The organism is Shewanella sp. SM74 (assembly GCF_025653725.1).
Classification (GTDB): domain Bacteria; phylum Pseudomonadota; class Gammaproteobacteria; order Enterobacterales; family Shewanellaceae; genus Shewanella; species Shewanella oncorhynchi.
In genome coordinates this window covers 1-24,455 of sequence record NZ_JAKKRZ010000017.1, presented here as the reverse complement: position 1 = coordinate 24,455, position 24,455 = coordinate 1, and the positions used below count along the sequence as shown (strand labels likewise).

Annotated in this window: 19 protein-coding genes and 1 pseudogene; 18 read left to right on the top strand and 2 right to left on the bottom strand. The window is 47.9% G+C overall.

All coding sequences use genetic code 11. The features are described 5' to 3' along the window. Positions 1-103 precede the first annotated feature (103 nt). Complete coding sequence (glpK, locus tag L5M49_RS16750; protein WP_263140615.1) at positions 104-1,588, top strand: glycerol kinase GlpK; 1,485 nt, start codon at positions 104-106, stop codon at positions 1,586-1,588. 171 nt (positions 1,589-1,759) lie between these two features. Here the strand turns inward: glpK and L5M49_RS16745 are convergent, their stop codons facing one another. After that, positions 1,760-2,095: a hypothetical protein gene (locus L5M49_RS16745; protein ID WP_168826581.1), complete on the bottom strand. Its 336-nt coding sequence runs from the start codon at positions 2,093-2,095 to the stop codon at positions 1,760-1,762. A gap of 663 nt (positions 2,096-2,758) precedes the next feature. Here L5M49_RS16745 and mraZ point away from each other — a divergent pair. From mraZ to lpxC, 15 genes are all read left to right on the top strand, one after another. Beyond that, a complete protein-coding gene (gene mraZ, locus L5M49_RS16740) occupies positions 2,759-3,217 on the top strand; it encodes a division/cell wall cluster transcriptional repressor MraZ (protein ID WP_263140611.1) in 459 nt (152 codons plus the stop codon). A 31-nt stretch (positions 3,218-3,248) separates the two neighbouring features. Then, positions 3,249-4,190, top strand: coding sequence for a 16S rRNA (cytosine(1402)-N(4))-methyltransferase RsmH (gene rsmH, locus L5M49_RS16735; RefSeq protein WP_105251189.1), 942 nt, complete (start codon positions 3,249-3,251; stop codon positions 4,188-4,190). A 10-nt stretch (positions 4,191-4,200) separates the two neighbouring features. Further along, positions 4,201-4,515: a cell division protein FtsL gene (gene ftsL / locus L5M49_RS16730; protein WP_263140609.1), complete on the top strand. Its 315-nt coding sequence runs from the start codon at positions 4,201-4,203 to the stop codon at positions 4,513-4,515. A 13-nt stretch (positions 4,516-4,528) separates the two neighbouring features. Next, complete coding sequence (locus tag L5M49_RS16725; protein WP_105251191.1) at positions 4,529-6,283, top strand: penicillin-binding transpeptidase domain-containing protein; 1,755 nt, start codon at positions 4,529-4,531, stop codon at positions 6,281-6,283. Then, positions 6,280-7,782 carry a UDP-N-acetylmuramoyl-L-alanyl-D-glutamate--2,6-diaminopimelate ligase gene (gene murE / locus L5M49_RS16720; protein ID WP_263266479.1) on the top strand — a complete coding sequence of 501 codons (1,503 nt, stop codon included), beginning with the start codon at positions 6,280-6,282 and terminating at the stop codon, positions 7,780-7,782. Before L5M49_RS16725 ends, murE begins: the two co-directional genes overlap by 4 nt. Then, positions 7,779-9,161, top strand: coding sequence for a UDP-N-acetylmuramoyl-tripeptide--D-alanyl-D-alanine ligase (locus tag L5M49_RS16715; protein WP_263197896.1), 1,383 nt, complete (start codon positions 7,779-7,781; stop codon positions 9,159-9,161). Before murE ends, L5M49_RS16715 begins: the two co-directional genes overlap by 4 nt. After that, positions 9,162-10,244 (top strand): phospho-N-acetylmuramoyl-pentapeptide-transferase, encoded by a 1,083-nt coding sequence (mraY, locus tag L5M49_RS16710; RefSeq protein ID WP_006079891.1) that lies wholly within the window; start codon positions 9,162-9,164, stop codon positions 10,242-10,244. A gap of 6 nt (positions 10,245-10,250) precedes the next feature. Further along, positions 10,251-11,570: a UDP-N-acetylmuramoyl-L-alanine--D-glutamate ligase gene (gene murD, locus L5M49_RS16705; RefSeq protein WP_212601188.1), complete on the top strand. Its 1,320-nt coding sequence runs from the start codon at positions 10,251-10,253 to the stop codon at positions 11,568-11,570. Next, complete coding sequence (gene ftsW / locus L5M49_RS16700; RefSeq protein WP_113941076.1) at positions 11,560-12,771, top strand: cell division protein FtsW; 1,212 nt, start codon at positions 11,560-11,562, stop codon at positions 12,769-12,771. The genes murD and ftsW overlap by 11 nt, the downstream gene beginning before the upstream one ends. Beyond that, positions 12,771-13,859 (top strand): undecaprenyldiphospho-muramoylpentapeptide beta-N-acetylglucosaminyltransferase, encoded by a 1,089-nt coding sequence (murG, locus tag L5M49_RS16695; RefSeq protein WP_263207462.1) that lies wholly within the window; start codon positions 12,771-12,773, stop codon positions 13,857-13,859. The genes ftsW and murG overlap by 1 nt, the downstream gene beginning before the upstream one ends. A 2-nt stretch (positions 13,860-13,861) precedes the next feature. Continuing rightward, the gene (murC, locus tag L5M49_RS16690; RefSeq protein ID WP_263266478.1) at positions 13,862-15,328 is read left to right on the top strand and encodes a UDP-N-acetylmuramate--L-alanine ligase; all 1,467 of its coding nucleotides are present in this window, start codon (positions 13,862-13,864) and stop codon (positions 15,326-15,328) included. Between the two features lie 151 nt (positions 15,329-15,479). Further along, the gene (locus L5M49_RS16685; protein WP_168826587.1) at positions 15,480-16,229 is read left to right on the top strand and encodes a cell division protein FtsQ/DivIB; all 750 of its coding nucleotides are present in this window, start codon (positions 15,480-15,482) and stop codon (positions 16,227-16,229) included. After that, positions 16,210-17,445, top strand: a complete 1,236-nt coding sequence (gene ftsA / locus L5M49_RS16680; protein WP_006079897.1) for a cell division protein FtsA — start codon at positions 16,210-16,212, stop codon at positions 17,443-17,445. Before L5M49_RS16685 ends, ftsA begins: the two co-directional genes overlap by 20 nt. A gap of 33 nt (positions 17,446-17,478) precedes the next feature. Beyond that, entirely contained in the window at positions 17,479-18,666 is a 1,188-nt protein-coding gene (ftsZ, locus tag L5M49_RS16675; protein WP_106648312.1) for a cell division protein FtsZ, read from the top strand. Between the two features lie 182 nt (positions 18,667-18,848). Beyond that, complete coding sequence (gene lpxC, locus L5M49_RS16670; protein ID WP_011845621.1) at positions 18,849-19,769, top strand: UDP-3-O-acyl-N-acetylglucosamine deacetylase; 921 nt, start codon at positions 18,849-18,851, stop codon at positions 19,767-19,769. Between the two features lie 12 nt (positions 19,770-19,781). On the opposite strand, the gene L5M49_RS16665 is transcribed toward lpxC, so the two are convergent. Further along, positions 19,782-20,228, bottom strand: a complete 447-nt coding sequence (locus tag L5M49_RS16665; protein ID WP_106648311.1) for a DUF721 domain-containing protein — start codon at positions 20,226-20,228, stop codon at positions 19,782-19,784. Between the two features lie 27 nt (positions 20,229-20,255). Between L5M49_RS16665 and L5M49_RS16660 the strand changes: the two genes are divergently transcribed. Next, the gene (locus tag L5M49_RS16660) at positions 20,256-21,155 is read left to right on the top strand and encodes a M23 family metallopeptidase (protein WP_105251201.1); all 900 of its coding nucleotides are present in this window, start codon (positions 20,256-20,258) and stop codon (positions 21,153-21,155) included. A gap of 60 nt (positions 21,156-21,215) precedes the next feature. Beyond that, positions 21,216-23,851, top strand: a pseudogene (secA, locus tag L5M49_RS16655) (preprotein translocase subunit SecA). The last annotated feature ends 604 nt before the right edge of the window (positions 23,852-24,455 follow it).

Below are 24,455 nucleotides of genomic sequence, written 5' to 3'. Positions count from 1 at the left end.
GTCACGGCGGTAAATTCCGAATATATTCACTGCATAAGTCGGTGGATCATGTTAATTCTCCCTAGCATAAAAAGGCGGCGGAGAGTTCAGATAGGATAGTAGTGTGCAGAAAAAATACGTGGTGGCCTTAGATCAAGGCACGACCAGCTCAAGGGCGATAGTGTTCGATCACGACGCAAACATTGTCAGCGTGTCCCAGCGGGAATTTACCCAGTTGTACCCTAATCCGGGTTGGGTCGAGCATGATCCCATGGAGATTTGGGCAAGCCAAAGTTCAGTGTTAATTGAAGTATTGGCGCGTGCGGGTATTCACAGCGATGAAGTGGCCGCCATTGGCATTACCAATCAGCGGGAAACCACTGTTATATGGGAGAAGGCCACAGGTAAACCTATTTATAACGCGATTGTGTGGCAGTGCCGTCGCAGCGCTGAGATTTGTGAGCAACTCAAAGCTCAAGGGTTAGAAGAATATGTGCGTGAGAATACCGGTTTATTACTCGACCCTTATTTTTCAGGCACTAAGATCAAATGGATTCTAGATAATGTGCCCAATGCCCGTGAGCAAGCTGAGCGTGGTGAGTTGTTGTTCGGCACTATCGATACTTGGCTCGTGTGGAAGTTAACCGAGGGCAAGGTGCATGTCACCGATCCCACCAATGCTGCCCGCACTCTACTATTCAATATCCATAGCCTGACTTGGGATAATAAGTTACTCGAAGCCTTAGATATTCCGGCGTCTATGTTGCCAGAAGTTAAACCTTCCTGCAGCGTGTATGGTACAACACGGATTGCTGGCGAAGGCAGTGAAATCCAAGTTGCAGGAATGGCGGGCGATCAACAGGCTGCGCTTTTTGGTCAGTTATGTGTCGAGCCCGGCATGGCGAAGAATACCTACGGTACTGGTTGTTTTTTATTGATGAATACAGGGACCAAAGCGGTGCGCTCAAACCATGGCTTATTGACTACAGTTGCCGTGGGGCCTAAGGGTGAAGTGAACTATGCCCTTGAAGGTTCAGTCTTTATGGGCGGCGCGACCATTCAATGGCTGCGAGATGAACTGGGGCTTATTCGTGATGCCAGTGATACTGAGTACTTTGCCTCTAAGGTCGCCGATACTAATGGCGTGTATCTGGTGCCCGCTTTTGTGGGACTCGGTGCGCCCTATTGGGATCCCAATGCCCGTGGTGCGCTATTTGGTCTGACACGCGGGGCGAATCGTAATCATATTATTCGGGCGGCGTTAGAATCCATCGCTTACCAGAGTAAAGATTTACTCGATGCCATGATCAAAGACAGTGGCGTCAGCCTTAAGCGTTTAAAGGTGGATGGCGGCGCGGTCGCTAATGATTTTTTGATGCAATTTCAAGCCGACATTACCGATGTCGAAGTGTTAAGGCCAAGCGTTTGTGAGACAACCGCTTTGGGTGCGGCATTTTTAGCTGGGTTGGCAGTGGGCTTTTGGGAGAGTGTGATAGAGCTTGAGCACAAAGCCTGTATCGATAAGCATTTTATCCCTAATATCGATGCCCAGACTCGAGTACAGCTATACACAGGTTGGCAGGACGCGGTGGCCAGAACTCGAACTTAAACAATACGCCTTGAGGCGGCATTGGTTTGAGATAAAACTTAATTTGAGGTATCGCATGATTCGAAATCTGGCCTGATTTCAGACATGCTCGATAGTGCTGCTAAAAAGAGGCTAATAAAAAGGCGCTAATCCAATGGGATTGCGCCTTTTCCGTTTTATATCAGTACGGATTTATACTTCTACATCAATGATATGTTGGCTCGGTGGCTTCTTGATTTCTGCGGAATCATCGGTCACTTCAAGTACGACACCTTCTTTTAGTTTTAGCGTTTCGGTTTCATCCGATGCACGGCGTTTCTTATTTTTATTGTTATCTGATTCTTTGCGTCTTTCCCTGACTTTAGTATTGCGGCTTTCTAACGCTGGAGGTAACTGCGACTGCGGTGTTTCATGGCTATCGGGGGCATTTGCGCTTGCGCTGCTGACTTGGTCAACAACCCGTTTAGGGTGAAACACGGCTTTTACTGGCTGTGCCAGCATGGCATAAATGCTATCCAATCCACTCATAACGCCTCCTTGTTATTACACCTCTTAATATGATATCGGCTGAAGTAGGTCAATATTTAGACTATACGCCGTTTAACTTGTTAAGGCGAATAAGGCGAGCCATTAGGTAGCTAGTGCGGGTATAAGGTGAATGTATAGGGATAAAGTGGTTCTTTTGGTGGATTTTACGTGGGATTTTTGATCTTTCTCGCAATCGCGACATTAATATTCAGCCATTAGTAAAAAGATGAACGTCTTTATTTGGAATAAAAATTTAGATTTTTATGCTGATTTCAACTCTTTTTTGACTGTCGAATAAGGATGGACGTAAGTTTGTTTTCTTGCGTTTTTGAGTTTGACGTTATTTCTCTACCCGTAAAATCCCACAAATACAGAAATAATTCCCCATTTTTTTCATCGCAAGCACCTGAAAGCAAAAGGTTGCTGAATATATCGGCGCTATTTATTCCTGTTGTTTCCTCTGTTTAGTCAATCTCTAATGGTTTTTCTTGTCAAAAGTTTGTCGCGAGGTTAAGTGCTCAACATGCGGCTAACCCGCTTGCCGACTGGATTTATAAAAGGATCCCATCCCTTGACAATGCTTGTCGACTGTCCCTAAACTTAGCAGTTGTGGGAAATAGTGGATATTTGTGGATCAAAAATCAAAGGATAGGATGAATTAGCGTGTTTCGTGGAGCCAGTGCTATCAACTTAGATACAAAGGGACGGATCGCTATTCCAGTGCGATACCGCGAACCTTTGCAGCTTGAGCACCAAGGCCGCATCGTGATTACCGTCGATATCCAATCCTCCTGTTTACTCTTGTATCCCATTCACGAATGGGAATTGATCGAAGCTAAGTTGTTGAAGCTTTCAGATACCGATAAAACCCAGAGATCTTTAAAACGCCTGTTACTCGGCTACGCCCACGAAGTGGAGCTCGACAGTAATGGGCGCATATTACTGCCGCCACCGTTAAGGCAATATGCCAATTTAGATAAGCGCATCATGCTGGTGGGGCAATTGAATAAATTTGAGCTGTGGGATGAGCAATCTTGGCTGCAGCAAATTGATGAATGTCAGGAAACGATTCGAAGTGAGGATCTCGTTAATAATGAGCGCCTCGCGGATTTTTCACTTTAACGAGTCGTGATAACTAAATAAGAAGAGAGTAATGAGTCAAGAATTTGCCCATTTATCCGTACTGCTAGCAGAAACGGTTGGCGGTTTAAACATCAAAGACGATGGCATCTATATCGATGGCACGTTCGGCCGCGGTGGTCATTCAAGACAAGTATTACAACAACTCGGTGAACATGGTCGATTGATCGCCATCGACCGCGATCCTCAAGCGATTGAAGCGGCCAAACAATTTGCTGACGATCCACGCTTTCAAATCGTGCATGGTGGCTTTGGTCAATTAGCCGATTATGTCGAAGAGCTTGGGCTTGTGGGCAAAATTGATGGCGTATTACTCGATTTAGGTGTGTCTTCACCCCAGCTAGACGATGCTGAACGCGGTTTTAGTTTTTTGCGCGATGGTCCACTCGATATGCGTATGGATAACAGCCAAGGCCAAACGGCTGCGCAATGGTTGGCTCGTGCCGAAATTGAAGATATGGCTTGGGTATTTAAAACTTACGGTGAAGAGAAAAATGCTCGCCATATTGCCCGTTGTATTGCTGCCGATCGTGAGAAAACGCCGTTTTTACGTACTAAAGATTTAGCCGATTTAATTGCGCGTATCACGAAAAATAAAGAACGCAATAAACACCCTGCGACTCGGGTGTTTCAAGCGATCCGCATTTATATCAATAGTGAATTAGATCAAATTGATCAGGCTCTTGAAGGAGCCGTCAATGTGCTCGCTCCCCAAGGACGCTTGTCGGTCATCAGTTTTCATTCTTTAGAAGATCGTATCGTGAAGCGTTTTATTCGTCGTCATAGCCAAGGCGAAAGTGTACCGCACGGTTTTCCGGTTACTGAAGATCAAATTAACAAGTCGCGTAAGTTACGTGCCGTGGGCAAGGCGATTATGCCATCCGACGAAGAAATCGAACGCAATGCCAGAGCTCGCAGCTCAGTGTTACGCATTGCCGAGCGTTTAGATTACTAAGGGGCGCACTGTGAGTAAGCCCTCGATTAATCTGCCACGGATCGTTTTACATGATTTATGGCTGCACAAATGGATCTTGTTATTAGCCTTGCTTGTGCTGAGTAATGCGGTTGCCGTGGTTTATAGCAGCCATGTTAGCCGTCAACTGACAACCCAGTGGGACCAGTTACTGCAGGAGCGAGATAGATTAGATATTGAGTGGCGCAATTTATTATTAGAAGAGCAATCGCAGACTGAGCACAGTCGTATTACGCGTATTGCCTCTAAGGAACTCAACATGAGTCGTCCGTTACCCAGCGAAGAAGTTGTGGTAAAGGTGCCGTGAGTATAGGGAAGATATGACTAGGCAAGCGAAAATCAAACGGGTAAGCAAACCGCAAAAACCTCAATTGATCCACTGGCGTTTATACGTAGTGGTCGGGTTTGTGTGTGCGTTGTTTTGCAGCCTAGTGGGACGCGCAGCTTACATTCAAATTATCGAGCCCGACAAATTACGTCACGAAAGTGACATGCGAACATTGCGGACCACTAGTCGTGAAGTGCAGCGTGGCTTGATCACCGACCGTAATGGCGACATGTTGGCCGTGAGCGTACCTGTACGAGCCGTCTGGGCCGATCCAAAACAAGTCAATGATAGTAATGGTTTTGCCGATATGCGCCGCTGGCAAGCCTTAGCCGATGTGTTGCATGAGCCCCTCGAAGATTTGTTAGAGCGAGTGCGCAGTAACCCCACCAAACGCTTCACCTACTTGAAACGCCAAATTACCCCTGCGGTTGCGGACTATATTACTCAGCTTAAATTACCCGGTGTATTTCTAAAGTCTGAATCTCGCCGTTATTATCCTGGTGGTGAAATTACAGCTCAGTTAATCGGCATCACTAACATAGATGATGTTGGGATTGAAGGTGTTGAAAATGCTTACAATAGTTGGTTAACAGGTACGCCTTCCAAACAAAAAGTGCGTAAGTCACGCGATGGTCATGTCGTCGAGCGTCTGGATATAGTGCAGGAAGGTGAGAGCCCTAACGATCTCGTGCTGAGTATCGATCATAGGATCCAACAATTAGCCTATCGCGAACTAAAACGCACCACTGAGATGAACCAAGCGACTTCGGGTTCGATTGTCGTCCTCGACATTCACACGGGTGAAGTCTTGGCTATGGTGAATACGCCTTCGTATAACCCCAATGCGCGCGACAATCTGCAAACCTTCAGAATGCGTAACCGTGCTATGACAGATACCTTTGAGCCGGGTTCGACCATTAAGCCATTTGTGGTAGCCGCAGCGCTTGAAGCTGGCACAGTTAAATCGACCGATATTATTGCCACTTCACCGGGTTGGATGCGTTTAGGTGGTCGCCAAGTACGTGACCCCGCGAACTACGGCGATATGAGTTTGGCGCGTATTTTGGCTAAATCCAGTAACGTCGGCATCAGTAAATTGGCTTTGTCTATTCCGGTGCAGCAACTGCTCGGCACTTATCAATCCATGGGACTTGGCAGTTTTTCGGGAATTAACCTCACGGGTGAAAGCGCTGGCTTGATTCAAGATCGCCACCGTTGGTCAGACTTTGAACGTGCCACCTTGTCCTTCGGTTACGGCTTAACGGCAACAACACTTCAACTTGCGCGTATGTACGCCACCTTAGGCAATGGCGGCACTTTGTTCCCTGTCTCGATAATGAAACTGAAAAAGCCACCTGTCGGTGAGCGAGTCATTTCTGAAAATGTGGCCCACGATGTGATGCAAATGCTAGTCGGCGTAACGGAAAAAGGTGGCACTGGCACCTTAGCGCACATCGACGGTTATCCAGTTGCAGGTAAGTCTGGCACAAGTCGTAAGGCAGTTGCTGGTGGCTATGGTGATGATTATGTTGCTTTATTTGCGGGTGTTGCTCCTGCGAATAATCCTAGATTAGCGATAGTGGTGGTAGTGAACGAGCCTAAGGGCGATCTCTATTATGGTGGTTCAGTGGCGGGGCCTGCATTTGCCAAAGTCATGTCTGGCGCACTGCAAATGTTAAACGTTGAACCCATTACCGATAAAGAACAAGTGCAATTGGCGGGAATCGCCGCTGGGAGAGCAGAATGATGTTATTACGGGATTTGCTAGCGCCTTGGCTACATTATGCTGGCGCGCAGTCCTTCAATGATCTGACCTTAGATAGCCGCGCAATACGTCGCGGCGATGTGTTTTTGGCGCTGCCAGGACATAAAGTCGATGGCAGACAGTTTATTGAAAAAGCCTTAGATTTAGGTGCAGCAGGCGTATTAGTTCACACGGATGATGCTGACCAACATGGCAAAGTGTTGCTGGGCGATAATGCCGAGCACGGTGTGCAGATTTATTTCTTTCAGTTAAGTCGTCAGGTATCGGCAATTGCCGCCCAGCGTTATCCCTTAGCGCACAAGTCTGCCGTTATGCCATCCCTTGGGGTTATCGGTATTACCGGAACTAACGGTAAAACCTCTACGAGTCAACTCATTGCACAACTGGTGACTTCATTGGGGCGCAAAGCCGCCGTCATGGGCACCCTTGGCAATGGTCTCTGGGGCGAGCTTGTTGATAGTGGTAACACCACAGCCGATGCGATTACCTTAATGCGTCAGTTGCATGAGTTTGAAGCCCAAGGCGCGAGTGTCTGCGCCATGGAAGTGTCGAGTCACGGCTTAGTGCAAGGCCGCGTCGACGCAGTACCATTTGATGTTGCCGTGTTCACTAATCTGACGCGCGATCACCTCGATTACCACGGCGATATGGAAAGCTATGCCGCCGCTAAACAAAGCCTATTTCGTTTCAGCACTTTAGGTCACGGTTTATTGAATCTCGACGATGCAGTTGGCGTGTCTTGGTTGACTGAACTTAAATCTGTGCCTGCGCAAATGTGGGGCTTTAGTATTGAAGGTCATCAAGCCGCGGCTTTTTATACTAAAAATGCCAAGTTTGACGATCAAGGTGTCAGTGCAACCTTAGTCTGGCCCGAGGGCGAGACTCAAATCCACTCGCCACTACTTGGTGCCTTTAATCTTTCTAATTTACTCGCGGCGCTATCGGCCTTGTACCTGCAAGGTCTTGATATGAAAGCGTTAGCCGAGCAAGTGCAATACCTAACGCCCGTCGCAGGTCGTATGGAGCGTTTCACAACTGCGGATAACATCACCTTAGTGGTCGATTATGCCCATACGCCAGATGCGATCGAACAAGCGTTAAACGCGCTACGTCGCCATTGTGCCGGTGATTTATGGTGCGTATTTGGCTGTGGTGGCGACCGTGATAAGGGCAAGCGTCCTTTGATGGGCCAAGCTGCTGAACAGTTTGCTGACCGCATTATGGTGACCAGCGACAATGCGCGCAGTGAAGACCCCGCGCAAATTATTACCGATATTATCCAAGGGCTAACCCACCCTCAGCAGGCATTGACTCAGGTTGACCGTATCGCAGCAATTAAAGAGGTTGTGGCATTGGCTAAACTTGGCGATGTGATCTTGCTGGCGGGCAAGGGCCACGAAACTTACCAAGAGGCGGCAGGTGTGCGTCATGACTATGATGAACGCGCCCTGGCACGCCAGTTATCGGAGCAATCAAGATGATCCCTCTTTCTCTCGAGACTCTAAGTCAACACTTAGGCGTGCATCGAGTCGGTGACGACGTCACCATCCAAGATTTAAGCAGTGATAGCCGCAAAATCGGCGCTGCAACCCTGTTTGTTGCCTTAAAGGGTGAGCGCTTTGACGGCCATGATTTTGCAGCTACAGCTATTGCGAACGGCGCAGCGGCGTTAATGGTTGAGCGTGAGTTAGCTTTTGATATCCCGCAGCTCATAGTGGCTGATTGTCAAAAAGCCATGGGTGCGATTGGTGCTTATGTTCGTGACCAGATCAATCCGATTTGTGTTGCTTTGACTGGCTCAAACGGCAAAACCAGCGTGAAGGAAATGATCGCGACCATTCTGTCGGCAAAGCATCAAATCCTCTATACCGCTGGCAATTTTAATAATGAGATTGGTGTGCCGCTCACTTTGCTGCGTTTAACGCCAGCGGATGAGTTTGGGATATTCGAGCTCGGCGCTAACCATAAAGGTGAAATCGATTACACCTCGGGACTTGTGCGTCCAAACGTCGCGTTGGTGAATAACGTCGGCAGCGCCCATTTAGAAGGATTTGGATCACAAGCGGGTGTCGCACAGGCGAAGTCAGAAATTTTTAATCATCTGCAGGCCGATGGCACTGCCATCATCAATGCCGATGATGCCTTCGCTGATTTTATGAGCGTTAAGGCAAGACCTTATAAGCAACTGAGCTTCTCCCAGCAAGATGGCGCCGCTAAACGTCATATCGACGTGATAGCGACAGGCCATAAGACTAATGCGGATGGTTGCTATCGTTTTATGCTCAATTATTTAGGTGAATCTTGCCAAGTGGTATTGCCGTTGGCGGGTCGTCATCAAGTGAGTAATGCACTCGCCGCTGCAAGTGTTTGTATTGCTTTGGGATTGAGTTTGACTGAAATATCTGAAGGCTTGAGCCAATTAACGCCAGTGAAAGGACGTATGCAGCCGAGTCAATTGGGGCGCGTGCGTCTAATCGACGATAGCTATAACGCAAATCCTGTCTCCGTTGGCGCGGCGATCGCTTGGTTAAAGGAAATTTCTGAAAATCGCTGTCTGGTACTGGGAGATTTAGGAGAATTAGGCGACAATGCGCCCCTTTTACACGCTGAACTAGGGCAACTGGCCAAGCAACAGGGGATTGATGCCTTGTTTTGTACCGGAACTTTAAGTCAGCACACGAGCCAAGCTTTCGGTGCGGAGCACTATGACAGTGTGGCGACGTTAGTAGAAAAACTTATAAAGCATATAAACCAGTTGCCGGGACAGGTAACGGTTCTCGTTAAAGGTTCACGTAGCGCCGCCATGGAGCGGGTCGTGGATGGCCTAACAGTAGCCTTCGGGCGTGGGGAGTTAGTGTAAATGCTGGTATATCTGGCCGAGTATTTAACCCGTTTTCATACCGGGTTTAACGTGTTTTCCTATGTGACATTTCGAGCCATTTTAGGCTTATTGACTGCATTGGTTTTTAGCTTATGGTTTGGCCCTAAACTGATTGAACGTTTGCAATTACTGCAAATTGGTCAGGTTGTGCGTAACGATGGTCCAGAATCACATTTTAGTAAGCGTGGCACGCCGACTATGGGTGGCTTGCTGATATTGGCTGCTATTTTCATCAGCGTATTGTTGTGGGGTGATCTGGGTAGCCGCTATGTGTGGGTCATGCTGTTTGTGCTCGGCAGTTTCGGTTTGATCGGTTTTATCGACGATTATCGCAAAGTGGTACGTAAAGACACTAAAGGCTTGATCGCGCGCTGGAAGTACATTCTGCAATCTTTGGCTGCGCTGCTTATTGCTTTTTTCCTGTATGCCACGGCGGCCAATCCAGGTGAAACCCAGTTAGTGGTGCCTTTCTTTAAAGACGTGATGCCGCAACTCGGCGCCGTATTTATCGTATTGGCATACTTCACGATAGTGGGTTCGAGTAATGCGGTGAACTTAACCGATGGTCTCGATGGTTTGGCGATTATGCCGACGGTAATGGTCGCGGCGGCGTTTGCCTTGATTGCTTATTTGTCGGGTCACGCTCAGTTTGCGAATTACTTACATATCCCGCATTTACCCGGTTCGGGTGAGTTAGTGATCGTCTGTACCGCCATTGTCGGTGCGGGTCTGGGCTTTTTGTGGTTCAACACTTACCCTGCGCAAGTCTTCATGGGCGATGTGGGTTCACTGTCATTAGGTGCTGCACTGGGCACAATTGCAGTGCTCGTTCGCCAAGAGATTTTGTTAGTGATCATGGGCGGCGTGTTCGTGATGGAAACCCTGTCAGTGATTCTGCAGGTGGGTTCGTACAAGTTACGCGGCCAGCGTATTTTCCGCATGGCGCCGATCCACCATCACTATGAGTTAAAAGGTTGGCCTGAGCCTCGAGTGATAGTGCGTTTTTGGATTATCTCGATATTCCTCGTCTTACTTGGCTTAGCCACGTTGAAGTTAAGGTAATTGGTTATGCAAAATCAGTATTCACACATAGTGTTAGGTTTGGGGGCCACGGGCTTGTCCGTGGTGCGCTATTTGTGTGGAAAGGGCATTACGCCATTGGTGATGGACAGTCGTCGGCAGCCTCCGGGCGCCGAAACGTTAGCAACGTCTTTTCCTGATGTGAAGCTGATTTCTGGCGGATTCGATTGCCGTTATCTTGTGCAAGCGACGCAGATCATTATTAGTCCCGGCATTGCTACTTATACCCCAGAGGTGCGTGCCGCTGTGGATATGGGCATTGAGGTGATTGGCGATGTGGAGCTATTTGCCCGTGAAATTGCTGACCGTAAACCTTGTGTGATTGGCATTACTGGCTCTAACGGAAAATCGACCGTCACTACGCTGGTGGGCGAGATGGCAAGGGAAGCGGGTATTGCTGTTGCCGTCGGAGGTAATATCGGTGTGCCTGCGCTGGATTTACTGCATGAAAATGCGGACTTATTTGTGCTTGAGTTGTCGAGCTTTCAATTGGAAACCACCCACAGCCTTAAGTGTGTAGTGGCGACCTGTTTGAATATCAGCGAAGACCATATGGACAGATACAGTGACATTGATGCCTACCGCGAGGCTAAATTACGTTTATATAAACAAACCCGTGCCGTACTCTTTAATCGTGACGATAAACTGACCGTACCGCCAGAACCAATGAACCAAAACAGTTTTGGTTTAGCGGCGCCAGAAGCGGACGAATGGGGCATCAGCGACAGCAAGATTTATCACGGCAGCAGCGAAATAATGCCGATCACTGAAGTCTCGCTGATTGGCAGTCATAACCATGCCAACCTACTTGCGGCGATGGCGCTTGTGGATGTCGTCGGTGTCGATAAGCACGTTATGGCAAAAGTGGCGCGTACTTTTACTGGCTTATCCCATCGCTGTGAAGTGGTTGGTATTAAGAATGGCGTGACCTATGTCAATGACTCTAAAGCGACAAATGTCGGTGCCACAGTCGCCGCGCTCGATGGCTTGAGTGACCACTTAGGCGATATTATTTTGATTGCTGGCGGTGACGGTAAAGGGGCTGATTTTAAGCCTTTAGCTGTGGCTTTAGCTAAAGTGACGCACCTCATCACCTTAGGCCGCGATGGTAAAAAGATTGCTGCATTGAAAGACGGCTCGATAAGAGTCGACACTATGGCTGCTGCGGTAGCGAAAGCCGCTGAATTGGCAACCTCTGGTGATATCGTTTTATTATCGCCAGCCTGCGCCAGTTTAGATATGTACAGTAACTTCATGGCTCGAGGTGATGATTTTAGAAACCTCGTGGGACAACTTAATGGCGAGTGATGCAAGACAACTTAGCCTATTTGGGCGTTTGCGTTTAGCAATACCCAATTGGCAACGTGATACCGAAGTCCCGGGCGTGCAATTGTACGACCGTGCTTTGCTCGCGGCTGTGTTGTCTTTGATTAGCTTCGGCTTTGTAATGGTGATGTCAGCCTCTATGCCTGAAGCGCAAACACTCACGGGGAACCCATTTTATTTTATGACTCGCCATGTGGGTTATTTAGTGGGTTGCTTATTCATTGCGGCATTTGTGCTAAGAGTAGAGATGCAGACTTGGCAGCGCTGGAGCCCCATGTTGTTGTTGATTGTGGGTTTGATGTTGTTAGCTGTATTGGTAGTTGGTACTACGGTAAACGGTGCGACGCGTTGGTTATCCATAGGCCCTATTCGCATCCAGGTGGCGGAAGTCGCTAAATTTGCCTTCGCCATCTATATGGCGGGTTACTTAGTGAGGCGTCATCAGGAAGTGCGCGAGAATGCTAAAGGCTTCTATAAGCCGATTGCAGTATTTGCGATTTATGCTGTGCTGATTTTGATGCAGCCCGACTTAGGTACTGTGGTGGTGCTATTTGTGGGAACGGTTGGTCTATTGTTTTTAGCCGGTGCGCGTTTACTCGATTTCTTTGCCTTGATTTTTGCGGGCGTATTGGCGTTTGTGGCCCTAGTGCTATTGGAGCCGTATCGTATCCGCCGAGTGACCTCCTTTATGGATCCTTGGCAAGATCCCTTCGGTAGCGGTTACCAGTTGACTCAATCTTTGATGGCCTATGGTCGCGGCGATTGGTTTGGCCAAGGGCTAGGTAATAGTATTCAAAAATTAGAATATTTACCCGAAGCGCACACAGACTTTATCTTTGCCGTGATCGGGGAAGAATTGGGCTTTATCGGCATTATTGCCGTGTTATCTGTACTGCTATTTGTGGCGCTGAGATCGATTCGTTTAGGTAATTTGTGTTTAGCCATGGATAAGCCATTTGAAGGTTATTTAGGTTATGCCATCGGTATTTGGATTTGTTTCCAGACTGTGGTGAATGTCGGCGCGAGTATCGGCATGTTGCCAACCAAAGGGCTGACATTACCTTTTATCAGTTACGGTGGTAGTAGTTTATGGGTCATGACTGCGGCAGCGATGATGTTGCTGCGCATTGATTACGAGCGGCGTATGACATTAGTTCAGGCCGTGCAAGGGAGATTGAAGTGATGACTCCAACAGGAAAACGTATTTTAGTCATGGCGGGTGGTACGGGAGGACATGTGTTCCCGGCACTGGCGGTGGCTAAGTATTTAGCTCAACAGGGTTGGCAAGTGCGTTGGTTAGGCACGGCCGATCGTATGGAGGCGCGTTTAGTGCCCCAGTATGGATTTGATATTGATTTCATTGATATCAAAGGTGTGCGCGGTAATGGTTTGATCCGAAAACTCGCGGCGCCCTTTAAAGTGGTGCGCTCAATATTGCAGGCTAAGGCCGTGATTGCTGAGTTTAAACCCGATGTGGTCCTTGGCATGGGCGGATTCGCCAGTGGCCCAGGTGGTGTGGCGGCAAGATTAGCCGGTATTCCATTGGTACTACATGAGCAAAATGCCATCCCAGGGATGACGAACAAGTTGTTGTCGCGGATTGCGACGCAAGTGTTATGTGCCTTTAAAAATACCTTTACCACAGTGAAGGCCAAGGTTGTTGGTAATCCGATTCGCCAAGAACTGATTGCCTTAGGTGCAGAACCAAAGCCAGAGGCTGATGAAGCCTTAAAAGTATTAGTTGTCGGCGGTAGCCTTGGCGCCAAAGTCTTTAACGATCTGATGCCTGAAGCTGTCGCGATACTGAGTCAGCAGCAGTCAGTGACGGTTTGGCATCAAGTGGGAAAAGATAATCTTACGGGCGTGAAGGCGGCATATCAGCAACAAGGACAAGATGGTGGCGTGAATATCGCTGAGTTTATCGACGATATGGAAGCCGCCTATCGCTGGGCTGATGTGGTATTGTGCCGAGCTGGCGCCTTGACTGTGTCTGAGTTAGCGGCGGTGGGGCTACCGAGTATTCTGGTACCTTATCCCCATGCAGTGGATGATCATCAAACCCGTAACGCTCAAGTATTGGTTGAGGCTGGCGCAGCTTTCCTATTGCCACAGGCCATCTTGGACGTGAATAAACTGGCGAACAAATTACAGTTGCTCGCCAATGACAGAACAGAATTAGCCCGTATGGGCCAAAGAGCGAGAGACGTTGCGGTACTGGATGCGACTGAACAAGTTGCCGCAGTGTGCATCAGCCTTGCTGAGAAAGGATAAGCATGACTAAGACAGAAAGATACGCACAACTGAGAAGTATGATCCCAGAAATGCGCCGTATTAAGCGTATTCACTTCGTCGGCATTGGCGGCGCGGGCATGGGCGGGATCGCCGAAGTGTTAGTGAACGAAGGCTATCAGGTGAGTGGTTCGGATATTGCGCAAAATGCCGTGACCGACAGATTGTGTTTACTCGGTGCCAAGATCCAAATTGGTCATGCCGCTGAAAACGTGCAGCAAGTGGATGTGGTCGTCGTATCAACCGCGATTAATCTGGAAAATTCAGAAATCCTTGCCGCTAAAGAATTACGTATTCCTATTGTGCGTCGTGCTGAGATGTTAGCCGAGTTGATGCGTTATCGACATGGTGTGGCGATTGCGGGCACCCATGGTAAAACCACGACAACGAGCCTTATCGCCAGCGTTTATGGTCAAGCTGGGCGGGACCCAACCTTTGTGATTGGTGGCTTGCTCAACAGTGCCGGTACCAATGCCAGATTAGGCACCAGCCGTTATTTGATTGCCGAAGCCGATGAGAGTGATGCGAGCTTCTTGCATTTGCAGCCTATGGTCAGTGTGGTGACTAACATCGAAGCTGATCATATGGATACTTATGGCGGTGATTTTGAAAAACTGAAATCGACTTTTGTGGATTTTCTGCACAACTTGCCGTTCTACGGTGTCGCTGTGGTGTGCATTGATGATGCCGTCGTGCGTGAGATTCTGCCGCGTATTGGCCGTAAACACGTGACCTATGGTTTCAGTGACGATGCGGACGTGCAAGCACTTAATTTTAGCCAGCAAGGTCATCAGTGCCGTTTTACTGTCAGACGTAAAGCTAAAGAAGATCTCGATCTGGTGTTGAATTTACCGGGCCAACATAATGTGCTCAATGCGTTAGCGGCCATTGCGGTGGCGACTGAAGATGAAATCGACGATAACGCTATTACTCAGGCTCTAGTGGAGTTCCAAGGTATAGGGCGTCGTTTCCAGCATTTAGGCAAATTCGCCACGCCGAAGGGCGAAGTCATGTTAGTGGATGATTATGGTCATCATCCCAGCGAAGTTGCGGCGACCATTAAAGCTGCGCGTGCAGGATGGCCTGATAGACGTTTGGTCATGGCGTATCAGCCGCACAGATACACTCGTACCCGTGATTTGTATGAGGATTTTGTGGAAGTGTTATCACAAGTGGATTGCTTATTGTTACTCGATATTTATAGTGCGGGTGAAGCGCCGATCACAGGTGCGGATGGTCGCGCATTATGCCGCTCAATTCGCTTGCGTGGTCAGCTAGATCCGATCTTTATCGCAAGCCCAGATCTGCTTGCAGAAGTGCTGCCCGATGTATTGCAGGACGGGGATTTATTACTCACCCAAGGTGCGGGTAATATTGGCGCCCTGTCACGACAGTTAGCGTCGTCTGGATTAGGGTTTGCTGTGGTGGAATTACCTGCGCAAGCAAGCTGATCTTTAGCGCTTGATCTGCGAGAAAAAGGAAATTTTGACCAAAGGATTTTGGTCTATATAATGGCCGGTTTTCTGTGGTTTTTAATGGGTGTCGTTAAAGGTGGGATGAAGCGTGTCTTGGAGTGATAAGAGGCGGCACTGGCGGGCAAGAATGTCACGGTTTAATTGGTATCAGTGGAGCGGGGCTGGCTTTTTATTCTTCATCGTAGCCAGTTTTGTATTTGGTGGCTATCAGTTACATAAATTTTTGAATGATGCCAGCAACTTGCCGATTGAGGCCGTTGCCATCAAAGGTGAGCGGGTTTACACCACAGATAAAGATATACAAGTAGCACTACAGCATTTAATGCAGCGCAGTTTTTTTAGTGCTGACATTACCTTAGTGCAGCAGGCGTTAGAAGCTTTACCTTGGGTATATCGCGCATCGGTAAGGCGTGAGTGGCCAGCGAAACTCAGGGTGTATTTGCAAGAGCAACAACCCGCAGCCCATTGGAATGGTGACTTGTGGTTGAACGTGCATGGAGAAGTATTCGAAGCGCCATCGCACCCAGAGCTTGAGCATTTACCGCAGTTATCTGGACCAAATGATATGGGCCTTGAGGTGTTGACTGTCTATGCACAGATCAACTCCCTACTAAAGATTAACGGCTTTACCTTAGCCAGTTTGAATTTAACGCCACGACATGCGTGGCACGCGACCCTTGGAAACGGTATCGTTTTAGATTTGGGTCGAGAAGATAAAATTGCACGGATACAACGATTTATTACTGTTTATCCGGTTTTGGCGAAACAAGAGAAATCCGTTGCCAGAGTAGATTTACGCTACGACACAGGGTTGGCCGTAGGCTGGGGCGATGCACAAACAAGAGAGCCGATAATTAATGATCAAAAACCAAGATAGAAACCTTATCGTCGGATTGGACATAGGAACCTCTAAGGTCGCAGTGATCATAGGCGAAGTTCTGCCCGATGGCGAAATTAGCATAGTCGGCCTTGGTAACCATCCCTCAAGGGGAATGGATAAAGGTGGCGTGAACGATTTAGATTCGATAGTTCGCAGTGTGCAACGTGCGCTCGATCAAGCGGAATTAATGGCGGATTGCCAAGTGTCATCGGTTTACTTGAGTATTTCGGGTAAACACATCGCCTGCCAAAATGAAAACGGCATGGTATCGATCAACGATGAAGAAGTGACACAGGAAGATGTTGATAACGTGATCCATACGGCTCGCTCGGTGAAGATCCCGACCGAACGTCGCATTTTACACGTGCTGCCGCAGGAATATGCAATCGACGTTCAAGACGGTATTCGCAGCCCAATCGGTATGTCCGGTATGCGTATGGAGGCCAAGGTACACATAGTGACCTGCGCCAATGATATGGCGAAGAATATTACTAAGAGCGTTGAGCGTTGTGGCCTTAAGGTCGACGACTTAGTGTTCTCTGGGATTGCTTCAGCCGATGCTGTGTTGACCTTCGATGAGAAAGATTTAGGTGTGTGTATCGTCGATATCGGCGGTGGCACTACGGATATCGCGGTATATACCAATGGCGCCTTGCGTCATTGTGCGGTTGTACCGGTTGCAGGTAACCAAGTGACGAACGACATCGCAAAGATTTTCCGCACGCCGTCGTCACATGCTGAACAAATTAAAGTGCAGTTCGCCTGTGCGCGCAGTTCTATGGTGAGCCGCGAAGACAGTATTGAAGTGCCATCGGTAGGTGGTCGTCCATCGCGGAGCATGTCACGTCACACGCTCGCCGAAGTGGTTGAACCAAGATACCAAGAGCTGTTTGAGCTTGTGCTTAAAGAGTTGAAAGACAGTGGGTTAGAAGATCAAATCGCCGCAGGTATTGTGCTCACAGGTGGCACAGCGTCGATTCAAGGTGTGGTCGATATTGCGGAAGCGACTTTTGGCATGCCAGTTCGCGTAGCGTCACCGCTACCGATCAAAGGTTTATATGAATACGTGGACCAGTCTATTTACTCCACAGGAGTCGGACTGCTTCATTACGGCGCACGACGGGTGATCGAACGTCAGTTCGAACGTCCTGAGCGCCAAGGGGTAACTAGCGCTTGGAATCGGGTCCAAAGCTGGTTTAAGGGCGAATTTTAATTTTCATAACGCAGGCAACACGGAGATCAGACAATGTTTGAGATCATGGATACTCACTCAGACGACGCGGTGATTAAAGTCATCGGCGTTGGCGGCGGCGGCGGTAACGCTGTCGAACATATGGTCAAACACAACATTGAAGGTGTTGAGTTTATCGTTACCAATACAGACGCTCAGGCCCTGAGAAAATCAGGCGCTGGCTCAACAATTCAATTAGGACGCGATGTCACTAAAGGTCTTGGAGCAGGGGCAAACCCAGATGTGGGTCGTGCTGCAGCTGAAGAAGACCGCGAAAACATTCGCGCGGCAATCAAAGGTTCTGACATGATCTTTATCGCTGCCGGTATGGGCGGTGGTACAGGTACAGGTGCTGCACCTGTTGTGGCTCAAATCGCACGTGAAGAAGGTATTCTGACCGTTGCGGTTGTGACTAAGCCTTTCCCATTCGAAGGGAAAAAACGTATGGCTTACGCTGAGCAAGGCATTGCCGAGCTGGCTAAGCACGTGGATTCGTTAATCACTATCCCGAACGAAAAATTATTAAAAGTATTGGGCCGTGGTACTTCTTTACTCGATGCGTTCGCCGCAGCGAATAACGTGTTACTTGGTGCGGTACAAGGTATTGCTGAGCTTATCACTCGTCCAGGTCTGATTAACGTCGACTTCGCCGACGTGAAGACTGTGATGTCTGAAATGGGTAATGCCATGATGGGTACAGGTGTCGCTCGCGGTGAAGACCGTGCTGAAGAAGCGGCCGAAGCTGCTGTTGCCAGCCCATTATTAGAAGACATCGACTTAGCCGGTGCGCGTGGTGTGTTAGTTAACATTACTGCGGGTATGGACATGAGTATCGAAGAATTCGAAACTGTCGGTAATCATGTTAAGGCTTATGCCTCTGACAACGCGACTGTGGTTGTTGGTGCTGTCATCGACCCAGAAATGAGTGATGAGCTGCGTGTAACGGTTGTTGCGACTGGTATCGGTGCTGAAAAGCGTCCTGATATCCAATTGGTTTCTAAACCTGCACCTCGTCCAGAGCCTGTAGTTGTTGAACCAAAAGTCGAAGCCTATGTCGAAGAAGCTGCACATGTGAACTATGCAGCGCCAAAAGGCAACGTGTTGCCAGCGGCTCCGCAGCCAGCTCCTACGCCTGCACCATCGACAAAGCATGAATTGGATTATCTTGATATTCCAGCATTTTTGCGTAAGCAAGCCGACTAGCGAGAGCGTTTGAGTCCAGCGTAATATGTGAGGTGTTGTTCGTTTTGGGCAATACCACAACATAGCTGCATTTGTGTGACATAATAAAGTTATGTTATTATGTTGAACCAGTGCGGCTCGATTTGCCGACGCTGAGTGTACAAATATTAGGCTTTATAATTGGCATATAAACGGGTAACTGAATGATATTTCAACGAACTGTTCAGAAAATGGTGAAAACAACTGGTGTCGGATTGCATTCTGGCAACAAGGTCACTTTGAGCATTATGCCCGCGCCCGTTAATTCAGGGATCGTACTCGTGCGCACCGATTTGAGTCCTGCCGTCGCCATCCCAGCGAAGGCGGAGCAAGTTCGTGAAACCACTATGTGTACGGCACTTGTCAATGACGAAGGTATTCGTATCTCGACCATTGAGCATTTATTTGCAGCTCTTGCGGGTTTAGGCATAGATAACGCTGTAATCGAAGTGGACGCGCCTGAAATTCCTATTATGGATGGCAGTGCAAGCCCATTCGTCTTCTTGTTGCAGTCTGCTGGTATTAAAGAGCAGGCCGCGCCTAAGAAGTATTTAAAGATTAAGCGCCCTGTGCGCGTTGAAGATGGCGATAAATGGGCCGAGTTAAAACCTTTTAAAGGTTTTAGAGTCAATTTTAAAATTGATTTTGCGCATCCAGAAATCGCTCGTAGCCAACAGCATGTGGTGATGGACTTTTCAACTTCTGCTTTCGTGAAAGATATCAGCCGTGCCCGTACTTTTGGGTTTATGCGTGATATCGAATATTTGCGAGCCAACAACCTAGCGTTGGGCGGCAGCATGGAAAACGCTGTTGTACTTGATGAATATCGCGTCCTTAATCCCGACGGCCTGCGTTATGAGGACGAATTTGTTAAGCACAAAATTCTAGATGCGTTTGGTGATTTATATGTGGCTGGGCACGCTATTTTAGGTGAGTTCACTGCGTATAAAACTGGTCATGCGTTGAACAACCAATTGGTGCGTGCTTTGCTTGCGCAACAGGATGCGTGGGAGTTGGTCAGCTTCGAAAAAGAAGCCGATGTTCCCGTCAGCTTTACTGTACCAGGTGGCGCTGTATTTGCTTAAAAAGCGGTAAGATTATTTATTACGGCTGGCCAATGAGGCCAGCCGTTTTAGTTTTTCACCCAGTGAACCGCCAATATTTTCCGCTAATGCTGCAATGTGCTCCGCTGCTGCTGGGCTTAATTCTTTATGTCCCTGTTTAGGCTTTGCGTCATACATTGCTAATCTCGGGTTGACTTTAACTTCAATTGCGGTAAGGATTGGGAGCGTTTCTGCTTGAAGCTGGGTTAATAGCTTCGGCTTTTGGAAATTAATTCGCGCAGCCCAAGCTGCCGAAGTGGTTTCAACCACAAGAACACCCTGGCGGAAATTAGCGACTTTTAGTTGCTCCGCAACAGGACCTGCAATAATCTGCTTCACATGCTGATCCAGATACATAAGTAGTTCCGCTTTCTCAGCAAGGTCGGGTAATTTTCCCGATTGATGCAGTAATTGGCTGAGATCTTGAGGGGGCTTTTTCATATGATAATAAGATGGCTGAATTAGGCTATGAGTGTAACAGTATTTATTCAAGGTCGGAATGGCGTCACACGCTGGCAGCCCAGTAAACGCTGGTTGCTACTTCCAATACTATTGTTGGCCACTGGGTCCGGTATTTATCAACACAACTCCGCTCGATTTCAAGATCAGCAAGCCAGTGTCGATAACGATCGTCTCGTGCGCGAACAACAAAAGAAACAAGTCTTAGAGCTTAAAAGTGCTACTGAGTCTCAACTGGCTATGCTTGTGACTCATGTTGCACGTATGCAAGCCAAGATCACCCGTCTCGAAGCTTTAGGTCAACAGGTCGCCCAGCAGAATAAGTTGGATGAAGATTTTGATTTTTCATCCGAGGTTGGTGTGGGTGGTTTGAGCGAACTAGGCACTAACATCGAGCTCGGACAGCTTATCGACGATATGGATAAGTTGGCATCACGAATTGACAATAATAATGTTCAGCTTTCACTACTTGAAACAGTGTCATCTAACCACCATATAGATGATGAACGTTATATATCAGGTATCCCGCTCGATAAAGGTTGGTTGTCGTCGCCCTACGGATTACGTAATGACCCTTTCAACGGTCGCAGGTCTGTGCATAAGGGGATTGATTTTACCGGTCGAGAAGGAGCTAAAGTTGTTGCGACTGCTGCAGGCGTGGTGACTTTTGCTGGAAATATGTTCGGTTATGGCGAATTGGTTGAAATCGACCATGGTAACGGTTTGCATACGCGTTATGGCCATAATAAAGCTTTGTCAGTGACTGTAGGTGATGTGGTCGCAAAAGGCGATGCTATCGCCAGTATGGGAAGCACTGGGCGCTCAACTGGGGCTCATGTGCATTATGAAGTGTTGCGCGGCGGACAGCAGATAGATCCACAAAAGTTTGTCTACCGCAAAGCAAGTTAATTGAAACATTGGCTTCTAGTTTCCATCATGGACTTGGCCTACAGAGAATAAGTGATTCAGATGTTTGGTAAATTACTGACAAAAGTATTTGGTAGTCGCAACGACCGCACCCTTAAAGGGCTTCAAAAGATCGTTATTAGCATTAACGCATTAGAAGCTGATTATGAAAAATTAACCGATGAAGCATTAAAGGCGAAAACCGCAGAGTTCCGTGAGCGTTTAGCTGCTGGAGCTTCATTAGATAGCATCATGGCTGAAGCCTTTGCGACAGTACGCGAAGCGTCTAAGCGTGTATTTGATATGCGTCATTTCGACGTACAGTTACTCGGCGGTATGGTACTCGACAGCAACCGTATTGCTGAAATGCGTACGGGTGAAGGTAAAACCTTAACGGCAACCTTACCCGCCTACTTAAACGCATTGACAGGCAAAGGCGTCCACGTGATTACAGTGAACGATTACTTGGCACGTCGTGATGCCGAGAATAACCGCCCACTGTTTGAGTTCCTTGGTTTAACCGTAGGAATCAACGTCGCAGGCATTGGCCAACATGAGAAGAAATCTGCCTATAACGCCGATATCACTTACGGGACCAACAACGAGTTTGGTTTCGATTATCTGCGCGATAACATGGCGTTTTCACCGCAAGAACGGGTTCAACGTCCGTTGCACTACGCCCTAATCGATGAAGTGGATTCAATCTTAATCGACGAAGCGCGTACGCCGCTGATCATTTCTGGCGCTGCCGAAGATAGCTCTGAGCTATACATCAAGATCAACACCCTGATCCCCAATCTTATCCGTCAAGATAAAGAAGATACGGAAGAGTTTGTGGGTGAGGGCGACTACAGCATCGATGAAAAAGCCAAACAAGTGCATTTTACCGAACGTGGTCAAGAAAAAGTAGAAAACCTGTTGATCGAGCGCGGCATGTTAGCCGAAGGCGATTCACTCTATTCTGCAGCTAATATTTCCCTGTTACACCACGTCAACGCGGCGCTTCGTGCGCACACGCTGTTTGAACGTGATGTGGATTACATAGTACAAGACAACGAAGTCATCATAGTCGATGAACACACGGGTCGTACTATGCCAGGTCGTCGTTGGTCAGAAGGCTTACATCAAGCTGTCGAAGCCAAAGAAGGCGTACACATTCAAAACGAAAACCAAACATTAGCTTCGATCACTTTCCAGAACTACTTCCGTCAATACGAGAAGCTGGCAGGTATGACAGGTACAGCTGACAAGTTTATTTGACCGCCGATGAAAAATATCAAGCGATCATTAAAGACATTAAAGATTGCCGTGAACGTGGTCAGCCAGTATTGGTGGGTACAGTATCAATCGAACAGTCTGAACTGTTAGCGCGCTTAATGGTGCAGGAAAAGATCCCGCACGAAGTTTTAAATGCTAAATTCCACGAACGAGAAGCAGAAATCGTCGCGCAAGCTGGCCGTACTGGCTCTGTGACTATTGCGACGAACATGGCAGGTCGTGGTACCGATATCGTGCTTGGCGGCAACTGGAACATGGAAATCGATGAACTCGATAATCCAACAGCAGAGCAAAAAGCTAAGATCAAAGCCGATTGGCAAATTCGTCATGATGAAGTCGTTGCTGCGGGTGGTTTACATATCCTAGGCACAGAACGTCACGAATCACGCCGTATCGATAACCAGTTACGTGGTCGTGCGGGTCGTCAAGGTGACGCGGGTTCATCACGCTTCTACCTGTCGATGGAAGATAGCTTAATGCGTATCTTCGCCTCGGATCGTGTTTCTGGCATGATGAAAAAGCTGGGTATGGAAGAAGGCGAAGCGATCGAGCATCCATGGGTGTCACGCGCAATCGAAAACGCTCAACGTAAAGTTGAAGCCCGTAACTTCGATATCCGTAAGCAATTACTCGAATTTGATGACGTCGCTAACGATCAACGCCAAGTGGTTTACGCCCAGCGCAATGAGTTGATGGATGCGGAAAGTATTGAAGATACTATCCAAAACATCCAAGACGATGTGATTGGCGCAGTAATTGATCAGTATATTCCACCGCAATCAGTAGAAGAGCTGTGGGATATCCCAGGTTTAGAGCAACGTCTACACCAAGAATTTATGCTCAAATTACCTATCCAGGAATGGTTAGATAAAGAAGACGATCTGCATGAAGAGAGTCTACGTGAGCGTATTATTACTGCTTGGGGCGATGCGTATAAGGCAAAAGAAGAAATGGTTGGCGCACAAGTGCTACGCCAGTTCGAGAAAGCCGTTATGCTGCAAACGCTCGATGGTCTGTGGAAAGAACACTTAGCGGCGATGGATCATCTGCGCCAAGGTATCCACTTACGTGGTTACGCACAGAAGAATCCAAAGCAAGAATATAAGCGTGAGTCGTTTGAGTTATTCCAACAACTGCTGAACACCTTGAAACATGACGTCATCAGTGTGCTGTCGAAAGTACAAGTGCAGGCTCAGTCAGATGTGGAAGAAATGGAAGCGCGTCGTCGTGAAGAAGATGCCAAGATCCAGCGCGACTATCAACACGCAGCGGCAGAGTCGCTTGTTGGCGGTGGTGATGAGCATGAAGCTGTCACTGCGCAAGCACCGATGATCCGTGATGGTGACAAAGTGGGTCGCAACGATCCTTGTCCTTGTGGCTCTGGTCGTAAGTACAAACAATGTCACGGCAAGTTAAGTTAATCTGCTGACAGATTAAGCCTACTGAATAAGTAGAATAAAACGTACACTAAAGGCAACTTATCTAAGTTGCCTTTTTATTTCTTCATTAATTTAGAATTAAGCCTCACGTTTACTTCCATGTCATCCGGATTACATTCTTACTCTTCTTTATATAGCTAATCGTCGTTATTCCCCATTGAACATCATTTCATTCTTATCGATAGCCTCTAAAGTTAACCCGCCGCTGTAGCAAATTTAACCGTTAAAACCCATTTTGTGGATAAGTCTGAGGATAAAGTGGGGGTATTGTGTGACTAACTGAAAGTATTAAAAAAAGATCCATTTTTCTCAAAAAAGCCCTTGCGGACTTTYTCAATCTCCCTATAATGCGCATCCACTGACACGGCAGACAGCGTAACGCAAGTTAAGCAAAGAAAGCCATGCAGTTCATCGGTTAGCAAGCTAAACGATGAGTGTTGAGAAAGTTGAAAAAACTACTTGACGCACTAACGGGAATGCGTAGAATACGCAGCCCTGACCCGCTGAAAACTCAGTGTGTGGTCAACGCTCTTTAACAATTTATCAAGCAAATCTGTGTGGACACTCACAGGTGTTGAGTTAGTTA

Excerpts from the sequence above, each read along its gene's own strand:
- L5M49_RS16745 (WP_168826581.1), bottom strand. The coding sequence starts at position 2,095 with ATGAGTGGATTGGATAGCATTTATGCCATGCTGGCACAGCCAGTAAAA.
- rsmH (WP_105251189.1), top strand. The coding sequence starts at position 3,249 with ATGAGTCAAGAATTTGCCCATTTATCCGTACTGCTAGCAGAAACGGTT.
- L5M49_RS16725 (WP_105251191.1), top strand. The coding sequence starts at position 4,529 with ATGACTAGGCAAGCGAAAATCAAACGGGTAAGCAAACCGCAAAAACCT.
- murE (WP_263266479.1), top strand. The coding sequence starts at position 6,280 with ATGATGTTATTACGGGATTTGCTAGCGCCTTGGCTACATTATGCTGGC.
- L5M49_RS16715 (WP_263197896.1), top strand. The coding sequence starts at position 7,779 with ATGATCCCTCTTTCTCTCGAGACTCTAAGTCAACACTTAGGCGTGCAT.
- mraY (WP_006079891.1), top strand. The coding sequence starts at position 9,162 with ATGCTGGTATATCTGGCCGAGTATTTAACCCGTTTTCATACCGGGTTT.
- murD (WP_212601188.1), top strand. The coding sequence starts at position 10,251 with ATGCAAAATCAGTATTCACACATAGTGTTAGGTTTGGGGGCCACGGGC.
- ftsW (WP_113941076.1), top strand. The coding sequence starts at position 11,560 with ATGGCGAGTGATGCAAGACAACTTAGCCTATTTGGGCGTTTGCGTTTA.
- murG (WP_263207462.1), top strand. The coding sequence starts at position 12,771 with ATGACTCCAACAGGAAAACGTATTTTAGTCATGGCGGGTGGTACGGGA.
- murC (WP_263266478.1), top strand. The coding sequence starts at position 13,862 with ATGACTAAGACAGAAAGATACGCACAACTGAGAAGTATGATCCCAGAA.
- L5M49_RS16685 (WP_168826587.1), top strand. The coding sequence starts at position 15,480 with ATGTCACGGTTTAATTGGTATCAGTGGAGCGGGGCTGGCTTTTTATTC.
- ftsA (WP_006079897.1), top strand. The coding sequence starts at position 16,210 with ATGATCAAAAACCAAGATAGAAACCTTATCGTCGGATTGGACATAGGA.
- ftsZ (WP_106648312.1), top strand. The coding sequence starts at position 17,479 with ATGTTTGAGATCATGGATACTCACTCAGACGACGCGGTGATTAAAGTC.
- lpxC (WP_011845621.1), top strand. The coding sequence starts at position 18,849 with ATGATATTTCAACGAACTGTTCAGAAAATGGTGAAAACAACTGGTGTC.
- L5M49_RS16665 (WP_106648311.1), bottom strand. The coding sequence starts at position 20,228 with ATGAAAAAGCCCCCTCAAGATCTCAGCCAATTACTGCATCAATCGGGA.
- L5M49_RS16660 (WP_105251201.1), top strand. The coding sequence starts at position 20,256 with ATGAGTGTAACAGTATTTATTCAAGGTCGGAATGGCGTCACACGCTGG.